Annotated in this window: 11 protein-coding genes; 7 read left to right on the forward strand and 4 right to left on the reverse strand. The window is 57.3% G+C overall.

The annotated features are described in order from the left end of the window. The first annotated feature begins 29 nt into the window (after nt 1–29). Entirely contained in the window at nt 30–1,139 is a 1,110-nt protein-coding gene (gene apbC / locus N7V53_RS08485; RefSeq protein ID WP_023479651.1) for an iron-sulfur cluster carrier protein ApbC, read from the forward strand. Between the two features lie 816 nt (nt 1,140–1,955). Here the strand turns inward: apbC and N7V53_RS08490 are convergent. The 4 genes from N7V53_RS08490 to ugpC form a co-directional block, all read right to left on the reverse strand. After that, nucleotides 1,956–2,381 (reverse strand): GNAT family N-acetyltransferase, encoded by a 426-nt coding sequence (locus N7V53_RS08490; protein WP_279793047.1) that lies wholly within the window; start codon nt 2,379–2,381, stop codon nt 1,956–1,958. 12 nt (nt 2,382–2,393) lie between these two features. Beyond that, nucleotides 2,394–2,729, reverse strand: coding sequence for an RcnB family protein (locus tag N7V53_RS08495; protein ID WP_270221686.1), 336 nt, complete (start codon nt 2,727–2,729; stop codon nt 2,394–2,396). Nucleotides 2,730–2,925: 196 nt separating this feature from the next. Then, nucleotides 2,926–3,939 (reverse strand): zinc-binding alcohol dehydrogenase family protein, encoded by a 1,014-nt coding sequence (locus tag N7V53_RS08500; RefSeq protein ID WP_279793048.1) that lies wholly within the window; start codon nt 3,937–3,939, stop codon nt 2,926–2,928. 149 nt (nt 3,940–4,088) lie between these two features. Then, on the reverse strand, nt 4,089–5,201 hold the full coding sequence (ugpC, locus tag N7V53_RS08505) for a sn-glycerol-3-phosphate ABC transporter ATP-binding protein UgpC (protein WP_094421008.1): 1,113 nt from the start codon (nt 5,199–5,201) through the stop codon (nt 4,089–4,091). Nucleotides 5,202–5,543: 342 nt separating this feature from the next. Here ugpC and N7V53_RS08510 point away from each other — a divergent pair, with 342 nt between their 5' ends. From N7V53_RS08510 to N7V53_RS08535, 6 genes are all read left to right on the forward strand, one after another. Continuing rightward, a complete protein-coding gene (locus N7V53_RS08510; protein WP_279793049.1) occupies nt 5,544–6,779 on the forward strand; it encodes an extracellular solute-binding protein in 1,236 nt (411 codons plus the stop codon). 57 nt (nt 6,780–6,836) lie between these two features. After that, the gene (locus N7V53_RS08515; RefSeq protein WP_279793050.1) at nt 6,837–8,144 is read left to right on the forward strand and encodes a sugar ABC transporter permease; all 1,308 of its coding nucleotides are present in this window, start codon (nt 6,837–6,839) and stop codon (nt 8,142–8,144) included. A gap of 9 nt (nt 8,145–8,153) precedes the next feature. Further along, the gene (locus N7V53_RS08520; RefSeq protein WP_279793051.1) at nt 8,154–9,005 is read left to right on the forward strand and encodes a sugar ABC transporter permease; all 852 of its coding nucleotides are present in this window, start codon (nt 8,154–8,156) and stop codon (nt 9,003–9,005) included. A gap of 4 nt (nt 9,006–9,009) precedes the next feature. Further along, nucleotides 9,010–10,197 carry an arabinogalactan endo-beta-1,4-galactanase gene (locus N7V53_RS08525; RefSeq protein ID WP_023478558.1) on the forward strand — a complete coding sequence of 396 codons (1,188 nt, stop codon included), beginning with the start codon at nt 9,010–9,012 and terminating at the stop codon, nt 10,195–10,197. Nucleotides 10,198–10,227: 30 nt separating this feature from the next. Continuing rightward, on the forward strand, nt 10,228–12,285 hold the full coding sequence (locus tag N7V53_RS08530; protein ID WP_279793052.1) for a beta-galactosidase: 2,058 nt from the start codon (nt 10,228–10,230) through the stop codon (nt 12,283–12,285). A 65-nt stretch (nt 12,286–12,350) separates the two neighbouring features. Then, nucleotides 12,351–12,662, forward strand: coding sequence for a glucose PTS transporter subunit EIIB (locus N7V53_RS08535; protein WP_279793053.1), 312 nt, complete (start codon nt 12,351–12,353; stop codon nt 12,660–12,662). Nucleotides 12,663–12,737: the final 75 nt, after the last annotated feature.

Genomic DNA, 12,737 nt, shown 5'->3' on the forward strand with positions numbered 1-12,737 from the left:
GTTTTCAGAACAACTACAAAGGAGTCGGGATGAGTTCGCAATCCCAGGCCAAATCCCCGGAAGCCTTACGGGCAATTGTCACCGGGACGCTGGCCGATTTTCAGCACCCCACCCTCAAACATAACCTGACAGCGCTGAAAGCCGTCCACCATGTTGCATGGCTGGATGAGACCCTGCATGTCGAACTGCTGATGCCGTTCGTCTGGGCCAGCGCCTTCGAAGAGTTGAAAGCCCAGTGCAGCGCCGAACTGCTGCGTCTGACCGGCGCGCGCGCCATCGACTGGAAGCTGTCGCACAATATCGCCACCCTGAAGCGGGTGAAAAACCAGCCGGGCGTTAACGGCGTGAAGAATATTATCGCCGTCAGCTCCGGCAAGGGCGGGGTAGGGAAGTCCTCTACTGCCGTTAACCTTGCGCTGGCACTGGCTGCGGAAGGGGCGAAAGTCGGTATTCTCGATGCCGATATCTACGGCCCGTCGATCCCGATGATGCTGGGCGCGGAAAATGAGCGTCCGACCTCGCCAGACGGCACGCATATGGCGCCGATTATCGCTCATGGCCTGGCGACCAACTCAATTGGTTACCTGGTGACGGACGATAACGCGATGGTGTGGCGCGGGCCGATGGCCAGCAAAGCGCTGCTGCAGATGTTGCAGGAGTCCATGTGGCCGGATCTCGATTACCTGGTGCTGGATATGCCGCCAGGCACCGGCGATATCCAGCTGACGCTGGCGCAAAATATTCCGGTGACCGGCGCGCTGGTGGTGACCACGCCGCAGGATATCGCGCTGATTGATGCTAAAAAAGGCATTGTCATGTTCGAGAAAGTGGAGGTGCCGGTGCTCGGCATCGTGGAGAACATGAGCATGCATGTTTGCAGCAACTGTGGTCACCATGAGCCGATTTTCGGCACCGGCGGCGCAGAGAAGCTGGCGGAGCAGTATCACACTCAACTGCTGGGCCAGATGCCGCTGCATATCTCGCTGCGTGAAGATCTCGATAAGGGTACGCCGACGGTGATCAGCCGCCCGGACAGCGAGTTCACTGCCATCTACCGCAACCTCGCCGGTCGCGTAGCTGCCCAGCTTTACTGGCAGGGCGAAATCATCCCCGGTGAGATCGCGTTCCGCGCAGTGTGATTGACGATACCGCTGAAACGGCGTAGGCCGGATAAGCGTTTACGCGCCATCCGGCATTATCTCCGCGGCACAATTGCCGGATGGCGGCTCCGCCTTATCCGGCCTACGGTAACGAATCCGCTGAAACGGCGTAGGCCGGATAAGCGTGTAACGCGCCATCCGGCATTATCTCCGCGGCACCAATTGCCGGATGGCGGCTGCGCCTTATCCGGCCTACGGTAACGAATCCGCTGGAACCGTGTAGGCCGGATAAGCGTTTTACGCGCCATCCGGCATTATCTCCGCGGCACCAATTGCCGGATGGCGGCTGCGCCTTATCCGGCCTACAAAAACGTGCCTTCAGCGACACCTGTGTGGCTTTTATCTGCGATATGGCAGCGAGGGTGTTGTGTCCCCGCTGAAATCGGCGAACCGAAGCGGGAATAACAAGGTCTGGACGCCATGGATGGCGGACAGAGGCGAACCGAGGCATGGAGCGAGTCCCGTAGGGGCGAGCAAGCCGAGTCGAGCCGGCCGCAGTCAGGCACGCGGGAGGTGAGCGCAGTGCGCAGCACCGATTTCCTCGCGGGGCCGCGGTGAACGGGATAAGGGGAGCGCGGCCGCTCCCCTTATCCCGTTCACCGCATAAAAGATTAATGAAACTCCCCAGCGACTGGTGAACGGAACCATTCCACCAATCCAACATATCAGCCCCATCGCCCGATGGCGGCTTCGTGCCCGTAGGCCGGATAAGCGTTTACGCGTCATCCGGCATTGTATCGCGGCATCATTGCCTGATGGCGGCTTCGCCTTATCAGGCCTACGAAATGACAAAACCTACCTCAACACATAGTGCATCAGCACATAATCTCCCTGAGGGGAGACGCCTTTGGCCTCAACACGCCAGCCGTGGCGCTGGTAAAACTCGAGCGCAGTTTTATTGCGCAGCAAACACTTCAGCGCGCCGGTGCTGGTAAAGGTGCTCTGCACATGCTCAAGCAGCGCGCTGCCGACACCTTTTCCCTGAAACACCGGGTCGATAAACAAGTTATGCAGGAAGTTATCGTTCTCCAGGACCGATGCGAACCCCATCCGGTGCCCGTCCTCTTCCGCGACCCAAATCACCTCGCCCAGCGTCGCGGAGTCAAAATCTTCCAGCGACCAGTCGCGGCTATCCAGCCAGGTCCAGGCTTCTTTACGGGCATGCAGATACAGGGTACGCAGAAACGGCCTGTCACTCTCCTGCCAGCGGCGGATAATCACAGGCGCTCCCGGTTAACGATGATAGAAAATGTCGCCATTGTAGGCTTTGAGGATTTTGCCTTCGGCATCGGTGATCAACACGTAGTTGCCGCCCATATAGGTCCAGTGGCTACCGGCATCCGGCGCGGGAAGGTTGCGCAACTTCCACTGCTTAATGTTGTAATCGTCGCTGCGGTACATCTCCGGCACCGTGTCGCCAATGGTGAATTTGGTAAAGTCGGCAACAAACTCTTTCACTTCAAACGACTGTGTGCCGCCTGCAGGCGCTGTCGCGGGCGGTGTTTCAGCATAGGTTGCCGAAGCCGTCGCCAGCAGTGCACCCAGAAGCATCATTTTTGTTTTACGCATACTCTCTCCAGGTTGTTCTTATACATTTCACGTAGTTGCATAAATAGCACGACATCATTGCCGTTTACAGACAGCGGAGCAACCAGCAAAAAATAACGCTTTGGTAAAAAGTGTAAGCAAACCCAGGAAAAAGCAGTGCGGGCGGAGAACGAATTTCGCTCTTCGCCCGCTACGTTTGGGAGTAATCCTGGCAAGATCAGCCCGCAAACCCCTCCAGCACGATTTTGCCCACCGCGCGCTGGCTCTCAAGCAGCGCATGGGCCTTACGCAGATTAGCCGCGGTGATGGCACCGCCATGCTCGCCCAGCGTGGTTTTCAGCACACCGCTGTCGATCAACTCTGCAACCCGCGTCAGCAACTGATGCTGGGCAATCATATCGTCGGTGGTGAACATTGAGCGGGTAAACATAAACTCCCAGTGCAGCGAAAGGCTCTTCGCTTTCAGCGGCATCGCATCAAGGTTGTCGGGATCGTCAATCAGCGCCAGCTTGCCCTGCGGTTTGAGGGCGTTAATCAGCTGCTGATAGTGATCCTGCGTGTTGGTCAGGCTGGCAACGTGCGTCACCTCTTTAATGCCGATCCGCGCCAGCTCTTCGGTCAGCGGCTTGCTGTGGTCAATCACATGGTGCGCGCCGCGATCTTTCACCCACTGCTGGCTGGCGGGACGCGAGGCGGTGCCGATCACCGTCATACGGGTCAGCTGGCGCGCCAGCTGCGTCAGAATCGAACCGACACCGCCCGCAGCGCCGACAATCAGCAGCACATCGCCGTCGTTGCCATTTTCTTTTACGCCGAGGCGGTCAAACAGCAGCTCCCAGGCGGTAATGGCCGTCAGGGGCAGGGCGGCGGCAGAGGCGTTATCAAGGGAAACGGGTTTGCGCGCCACAATGCGCTCATCAACCAGCTGATATTCGCTGTTGCTCCCCGGGCGGGTTAATGCCCCGGCGTACCACACTTCATCGCCTGGCTGAAACAGGGTGACCGACTCGCCGACCTCTTTCACCACGCCCACGGCGTCCCAGCCGAGCACGCGCGGCGTATCAGCATTGAAACCGGCGCGCACTTTGGTATCCACCGGGTTAACGGAGATGGCTTTCACTTCCACCAGCAGATCGTGACCGCTGGCTTGCGGTTGGGGCAGGTCGATATCGGTGAGGGCATCAAGGTTGCTGCCGCCAGCGGCGGCGCGGGTAATGGCGATGGCTTTCATAACAGGCTCCGTTTTGTTGGGTTTTCATCACTACCGGTAAGGGTAGACAACGCAGCTTTGATGAAAAACCCGCAAAATGGAGCAGCACTTATCGCTCTCGAGTGAAAATGCAGTGCCGGATGGCGGCTCCGCCTTCTCCGGCCTGGAAGTTACATATCGTGGTTTGGCACCGGGATATCGGCGCTGACGCGCTGATCCTGCTCGTCAAAGATCATGCAGTGGCGGCTGTCGAAGGCGAGGGCGATCTTCTGCCACGGGCGGAAATGCACATCGCCCGGCAGCAGGATTTTAATATTGTCGTGGCCATAACATTGACCAAACAGATAGGTGTTGTTGCCCAGCCGCTCTACCACTTCGCACTGAAACTCAAGGGGCACGCCGCCCGTCATCTCTGTTGCGAGGTGCTCCGGGCGAATGCCGAGTGTAATGGCCGCGCCCACCTCCAGCGGTGAGGTGGTAATGCCGAGCGTCAACTGGTGGCCCTGAGCAAGGGTAATAGTGACTTCGCCTGGCTGCCACTGGCTTACCGTGGCGGGGAGGAAGTTCATCTTTGGCGAGCCGATAAAGCCAGCGACAAACTTGTTTTTCGGGTTGTAGTAGAGCGACATCGGCGAGCCCATCTGCTCAACGTTGCCGTAATTCATCACCACGATTTTGTCCGCCAGCGTCATCGCTTCCACCTGGTCATGGGTTACATAGACCATGGTGGTTTTCAGCTCCTGGTGCAGACGGGCGATATGCAGCCGCATCTCGACGCGCAGCTCCGCATCAAGGTTAGAAAGAGGTTCATCGAACATAAAGACGCGCGGGTTACGCACAATCGCGCGGCCAATGGCGACGCGCTGGCGCTGGCCGCCGGAGAGCTGCTTCGGTTTACGATCCAGCAGGTGGCTCAGTTGCAGGGTCTTCGCCACCATCTCCACCTGGCGGCGGATCTCCTCCTTCGGCACTTTGTTCACTTTCAGCCCGTAGCCCATGTTCTCCGCCACGGTCATATGGGGGTAGAGCGCATAGGACTGGAACACCATTGAGACACCGCGATGGGCGGGCGCGACATCGTTCATCACTTCGTCGCCAATCAGCACTTCGCCTTCGCTCACCTCTTCCAGCCCGGCAATCATGCGCAGCATGGTGGATTTCCCGCAGCCGGAGGGGCCGACAAACACCGCAAACTCGCCGTCATCAATCGAAAGATTGACATTGTTCAGCGTCACCGTGTCGCCAAACCGTTTGGTGACATTTCTCAGTCGTATATTGGACATCAACGTTCCCCGAATGTAATAGCCGTTACTGGCCGTTTGTCAGCTGTTTTGTTTTACGTATAACAATCAGGAGACAGTGCTGCTCAACGGCGAAAAATCATGGTCTGACTATAACTTCCACGGATTTAGCGCCCTATACTCAATTTTCATTTCTGTAACATTGGTCACATAACGCAACGTTTATTCTCGTTTTATCAGCGCTTAAAGCGTAGCGTATAACAAATCCGATAAGGCGAATGAATACGTCTTAAGCCCTGCAATATCAGGTGGTTTGCCAGAGCAGTGACCTGATGATGCGCCATAAAAACCATGAAATTGTTATACCTTGACATGAGGTTGATAATGAAAAAGAAGACCCTTACCGCACTGATTTTGACAACCCTTGCCGCCGGGCAGCTTGTCGGCTTGCAGGCGCATGCCGCCGCACCGCAACTCAATGTCTGGGAAGACATCAAAAAATCGGCGGGCATCCAGGATGCGGTGCGCGATTTTGAGCAGAAATATAACGTCAAAGTTAACGTGCAGGAGATGCCCTACGCCCAGCAGCTGGAGAAACTCCGCCTTGATGGCCCGGCGGGCATCGGCCCGGATGTGCTGGTGATCCCCAATGATCAGTTGGGCGGCGCGGTTGTGCAAGGGCTGCTGACCCCCCTGAATCTGGACAAAGAAAAGGTTGACGCCTTTACGCCTGCCTCCATCAACGCCTTCCGCCTCGACAATACCCTCTATGGCGTGCCGAAAGCGGTAGAGACGCTGGTGCTGATTTACAACAAAGATCTTATCGATAAGCCGCTGCAAAGCCTGCCGGAGTGGCTCGACTACTCGAAAAAAGAGCGCGCGCAGAACAAATATGGCCTGCTGGCGAAGTTCGATCAGATTTACTACAGCTGGGGTGCGATCGGCCCGATGGGCGGCTATCTGTTCGGCAAAAACGACAAAGGCGGCTATAACCCGCAGGATATCGGCCTGAATAAACCCGGCGCGGTGGAAGCCGTTACCTTCCTGAAAAACTTCTATGCCGAGGGGGTATTCCCGTCGGGGATCCTTGGCGATAACGGGCTGAACGCCATCGATTCGCTGTTTACCGAGAAAAAAGCGGCGGCGGTGATTAATGGCCCATGGGCGTTCCAGCCCTATGAAGCTGCCGGTATCAACTACGGCGTTGCGCCGCTGCCGAACCTGCCGGATGGCAAACCGATGAGTTCTTTCCTCGGCGTGAAAGGCTACGTCGTCTCGACCTGGAGTAAAGACAAAGCGCTGGCGCAGCAATTTATCGAGTTTATCAACCAGCCGCAGTACGTGAAGACGCGCTATATCGCCACACGCGAAATCCCGGCGCAGAAAGCGATGATTGACGATCCGCTGATCAAAAACGACGAGAAGGCGAGCGCGGTTGCGGTGCAGGCCGCCCGCGCAACCGCGATGCCGGGCATTCCGGAGATGGGTGAAGTGTGGGGCCCGGCGAACGCCGCGCTGGAGCTGAGCCTGACCGGCAAACAGGCTCCGCAGGCGGCGCTGGATGCCGCTGCTAAGCAGATCCAGATGCAGGTCGAAGCGATGCAGGCCAGTAACCAGTAACCGCGTGTTGGTACAGAAACGGGAGGGCGACCTCCCGTTGTCGAAAAGGAGTCGTACGTGATTATCAGTCCCAGCGAACATTTTGCCAAAGCGCCCGGCGCAGGGCGCCACGCGTGGTGCGGGCTGCTGTTGGCCATCGTGCCGGGCTTTGGTCAGTTCTACCATCGCCAGTGGCTGAAAGGCCTTATCTTTCTTGTGCTGCTGGCGAGTTTTACCGGCATCTTCGCTGATTTTTTGCGCGAAGGGCTGTGGGGGTTATATACCCTCGGCGAAGAGGTGCCGCGCGACAACTCCATCTTCCTGCTGGCGGAAGGGATCATCAGCGTGCTGATTATCGCTTTTGGCCTGATGGTGTGGGGGCTCTCAATGCGCGACGCGTGGCTGAATGGCAAAAAACGCGACGCCGGTAAGCCGCTTAACAGCGTGCGCAAGCAGTACCAGATGCTGCTCAGCGACGGTTTCCCCTACCTGATGATTACGCCGGGCTTTATCCTGCTGGTGTTCGTGGTCATTTTCCCGATCCTTTTCGGCTTCGCCATCGCCTTTACCAACTACAACCTCTACCACACTCCGCCCGCTAAACTGGTCGACTGGGTCGGGTTAAAGAACTTCATCAATATTTTTACTCTGTCGATCTGGCGCTCAACCTTCTTTGATGTGCTGCAGTGGACGGTGGTGTGGACGCTGCTGGCGACCACCTTACAGTGCAGCGTCGGCGTGCTGCTGGCAATTCTGGTGAACCAGAAAGATCTGCGCTTTAAGCCGCTGGTGCGCACCATTTTTATCCTGCCGTGGGCGGTGCCGGGCTTTGTCACTATTCTGGTCTTCGCCGGGATGTTTAATGACTCCTTTGGCGTCATCAACAACGCGATCCTCGCCTTCTTCGGCATCGACCCGAAACCGTGGCTGACGGATCCCTTCTGGACCAAAACCGCGCTGATCATGATGCAGACCTGGCTCGGTTTCCCGTTTGTCTTTGCCATGACCACCGGCGTATTGCAGGCGATTCCCGACGATCTCTATGAAGCGGCGAAGATGGATGGCGCGGGCACCTTTACCCGGCTGCGCACCATTACGCTGCCGCTGGTGCTCTACTCGATTGCGCCGATCATCATCACGCAATACACCTTCAACTTTAACAACTTCAACATCATCTACCTGTTTAACAACGGCGGACCGGCGGTGGCTGGCGCGAACGCGGGCGGTACCGACATTCTGGTGTCGTGGATCTATAAGCTGACGATGTCCTCATCGCAGTACGCCATCGCGGCCACCATCACCATCCTGCTGTCGATTTTTGTCGTCGGCCTGGCGTTGTGGCAGTTCCGCGCCACCAAATCGTTCAAAAACGACGACATGGCATAAGGGAAGAAAATGGCTCAATCACAAAGTATTCGCCGCGAGAAGGTTATTCGCCTGACGCTCTCCTGGCTGGTGATAGTAGCGGTGTCGCTGACGATTATCTACCCGCTGGTGTGGACGATTGGCGCGTCGCTGAATGCCGGCAATAGCCTGCTCAGCACCTCGATCATCCCGGAAAATCTCTCGTTCCAGCACTATGCCGATCTCTTTAACGGCCAGGTGAACTACCTCACCTGGTACTGGAACTCGATGAAGATCAGCCTGCTGACCATGATCCTGACCCTAATCAGCGTCAGTTTTACCGCCTACGCCTTTTCGCGCTTTCGCTTTAAAGGCCGCCAGAACGGGCTGATGCTCTTTCTGCTGTTGCAGATGATCCCGCAGTTCTCGGCGCTGATTGCGATTTTCGTTCTCTCGCAGCTGCTCGGGCTTATCAACAGCCATATGGCGCTGGTGCTGATCTACGTTGCCGGGATGATCCCGATGAACACCTGGCTGATGAAGGGCTACCTGGATGCCATCCCGCGCGATCTTGATGAGTCCGCGCGCATGGATGGTGCCAGCAACTTCCGCATCTTTATTGAGATCATTCTGCCGCTGTCGAAACCGATTATCGCGGTGGTGGCGCTCTTCTCCTTCACTGGCCCGCTGGGGGATTTCATCCTCTCAAGCACCATTTTGCGCACGCCGGATAAATACACGCTGCCGATTGGGCTCTATAACCTGGTGGCGCAAAAAATGGGTGCCAGCTACACCACTTACGCCGCGGGTGCGGTGCTGATTGCGGTGCCGGTGGCGATCCTCTACCTGGCGTTACAAAAATACTTCGTCTCCGGCCTCACCTCCGGCAGTACAAAAGGATAAGCATATGAAAAGACTGACTCCCGCTCTGCTGGCGGTATGCCTCGCTGCCAGTTTTTCTGCCAGCGCGGTGACCACGCGCCCGTTTACCCAAATGCCCGCCGACTTTATTAAAGGGGCGGATATCTCCACGCTGCTCGATGCGGAAAAGCACGGGGCGAAATTCTATAACGACAAAAACCAGCCGCAGGATGCGCTGGCTATCCTGAAAGCCAACGGCGTCAACTATGTGCGCCTGCGGCTGTGGGTCGATCCGAAAGATGCGCAGGGCAACGCTTATGGCGGCGGCGATAACGATCTTGCCACCACCCTTGCGCTGGCAAAGCGGGCAAAAGCGCAGGGCATGAAGCTGCTGCTCGATCTACACTACAGCGATTTCTGGACCGATCCGGGCAAGCAGTTCAAACCGAAAGCCTGGGAGAAGCTCGATTATCCGCAGCTAAAAAGCCGGGTGCATGACTACACCCGCGACACGATTGCGCAGTTTAAGCAGGCGGGCGTGCTGCCGGACATGGTGCAGATCGGTAATGAGATCAACGGCGGCATGCTCTGGCCGGAGGGCAAAAGCTGGGGGCAGGGCGGCGGCGAGTTTGACCGGTTAGCCGGGTTGCTCACGGCCGGAATCGATGGCGTCAAAGAGAACCTGAATAACGGCGAGCAGGTGAAGATCATGCTGCACCTCGCCGAGGGCACCAAAAACGACACCTTCCGCTGGTGGTTTGATGAGATAACCAAACGCAACGTGCCTTTCGATGTGATTGGCCTGTCGATGTACACCTACTGGAACGGGCCAATCAGCGCCCTGCAGGCCAACATGGATGACATCAGCAAGCGCTACAACAAAGATGTCATTGTCGTCGAAGCGGCCTACGCCTATACGCTGGCGAACTGCGATAACGCCGAGAACAGCTTCCAGGCGAAAGAGGAGAAAGCGGGCGGCTACCCGGCCACGGTGCAGGGGCAATATGACTATGTGCACGATTTAATGCAGTCGGTCATTAATGTGCAGGGCCAGCGCGGCAAGGGCATTTTCTACTGGGAACCGACCTGGATTGCCGTCCCGGGCAACGGCTGGGCCACGCCCGCCGGTATGAAATATATCAATGACCACTGGAAAGAGGGCAATGCGCGAGAAAACCAGGCGCTGTTTGATTGCCAGGGAAAAGTGCTGCCGTCGGTGAAAGTCTTTAATTAATTATCGTGTTGTAAATTTCAGGAATGAATAATGAATAAATTTGCGCCTTTAAGCCCGAAGGTCGTCTCGCTATTGCATGGCGCGGACTATAACCCGGAGCAGTGGGAAAACTATCCCGGTATTATCGATAGCGATATTGCCATGATGCAGCAGGCAAAATGTAATGTGATGTCGGTCGGAATATTTAGCTGGTCGAAACTCGAGCCGCAGGAGGGGGTATTTAATTTCGCCTGGCTCGATGAGGTGATTGAGAAATTATATGCCGCCGGTATCCATATATTTCTCGCCACGCCGAGCGGTGCGCGTCCGGCCTGGATGTCGCAAAAATACCCGCAAGTGCTGCGCGTCGGGCGCGATCGCGTGCCCGCGCTGCATGGTGGTCGCCACAACCACTGCATGAGCTCGCCGGTCTACCGTGAAAAGACGCTGAAGATCAACACACTGCTGGCGGAGCGTTACGGGCAGCATCCGGCGGTGCTCGGCTGGCACATCTCCAACGAGTATGGCGGCGAGTGCCACTGCGATTTATGTCAGCAGAAGTTCCGCGACTGGCTGAAGGCGCGCTATCAGACGCTGGAGGCGCTGAACCACGCCTGGTGGAGCGACTTCTGGAGCCACACCTACAGCGACTGGTCGCAAATCGAGTCCCCTGCGCCGCAGGGCGAAGTCTCCATTCATGGCCTGAATCTCGACTGGCGACGCTTTAACACCGCCCAGGTGACCGACTTCTGCCGCCATGAAGTTGCCCCGCTGAAGGCCGCCAACGCGGCGCTGCCGGTGACCACCAACTTTATGGAGTACTTCTACGATTACGACTACTGGCAGCTTGCGGAGGCGATCGACTTTATCTCCTGGGACAGCTACCCGATGTGGCACCGCGATAAAGATGAAACCCAGCTCGCCTGCTACACTGCCATGTATCACGACATGATGCGCACGCTGAAAGGCGGCAAGCCCTTCGTGCTGATGGAGTCGACGCCAAGCGTCACTAACTGGCAGCCAACCAGCAAGCTGAAAAAGCCGGGTATGCACATTCTCTCCTCTTTGCAGGCGGTGGCGCACGGTGCCGATTCGGTGCAGTACTTCCAGTGGCGCAAAAGCCGCGGCTCGGTGGAGAAGTTCCACGGCGCAGTGATTGATCACGTCGGCCATCTTGATACCCGCGTTGGCCGTGAAGTCTCCGCCCTTGGCGAGATGCTCAGCAAGCTGACGCCGGTCATGGGCTGTCGCACCGAGGCGCGGGTGGCGATTATCTTCGACCAGCAGAACCGCTGGGCGCTGGATGATGCGCAGGGGCCGCGCAATAAAGGCATGGAGTATGAAAAGACGGTGAACGAACACTACCGTCCCTTCTGGGAGAAGGGCGTGGCGGTGGATGTAATTAATGCCGATGCCGATCTCAGCCGCTACCATTTAGTTATCGCCCCGATGCTCTATATGGTGCGCGACGGCTTCGCTGAACGCGCCGAGAGCTTTGTCGCCAGCGGCGGCCATCTGGTGACCTCTTACTGGAGCGGCGTGGTCAATGAGAGCGATCTCTGTCACCTGGGCGGTTTCCCCGGTCCGCTGCGCAACTTGCTCGGCATCTGGGCGGAGGAGATCGACTGTCTCGACGACCATGAACGAAACCTGGTGCAGGGGCTGGCGGGCAACGAAGCGGGCTTACAGGGGCCGTATCAGGTGCGCCATCTCTGCGAGCTGATTCAGCTTGAGGGCGCGCAGCCGCTGGCAACCTACCGGGATGATTTCTATGCCGGTCGTCCGGCGGTCACGGTCAATGCCTTCGGCAAGGGCAAAGCCTGGCATGTCGCCTCGCGTAACGATCTCGCCTTTCAGCGGGACTTCTTCGCCAATCTCATCGACACGCTATCGCTGCCGCGTGCGCTTAACGTTGAGCTACCGCCGGGCGTGGTGGCGACCGCGCGGGAAGATGGCGAGCAGGCGTTTGTCTTTATTCAGAACTTCACCGCCCAGGCGCAGAGCATCACGCTGCCGCCGGGTTATTACGACTGCCTGAGCGACGCCTGCGTCAGCGGTGCGCTGGCGCTTAAACCCTGGGATTGCCGCGTCGTTCGTCGCGGCGCATAAGCCCGCTCTGTACGCCTGCCCATCCGGGCAGGCGTTTTTTTATCTGCTGATTACGGAGACCTGCAATGGTAAGCCTTAAATCCTTCCTGCATTACTTCTCTGAGGCCAAACCGGCCACCCCGCTCAGTGAGGCCGAGGTATTGAAAATTGAGCGACTGGCCGCGGCGTTTGGCGGTGAGGCAAATATTGAACAGGTTGATGCCTGCCTGACCCGCCTGCGCGTCACGGTAAAAGAGTTAACCCGGGTTGATTCGCAGGCGCTACAAGATGAGGGTGCGCTGGGTGTGATTATTCTCGGTCAACAGGTGCACGCTATTTTCGGCAAGCAATCTGACGCGCTGCGTAAATTACTCGATGAGCGTTTCTCTCCCCGTTAGCAATAAAAAAGGGATACCCGAAAGGGTATCCCAAATAAACAATAACGAACGCAGTGGCAATATAAGCCTGCAAGT

It is taken from the genome of Kosakonia sp. HypNH10 (assembly GCF_029850615.1).
Lineage (GTDB): Bacteria > Pseudomonadota > Gammaproteobacteria > Enterobacterales > Enterobacteriaceae > Kosakonia > Kosakonia cowanii.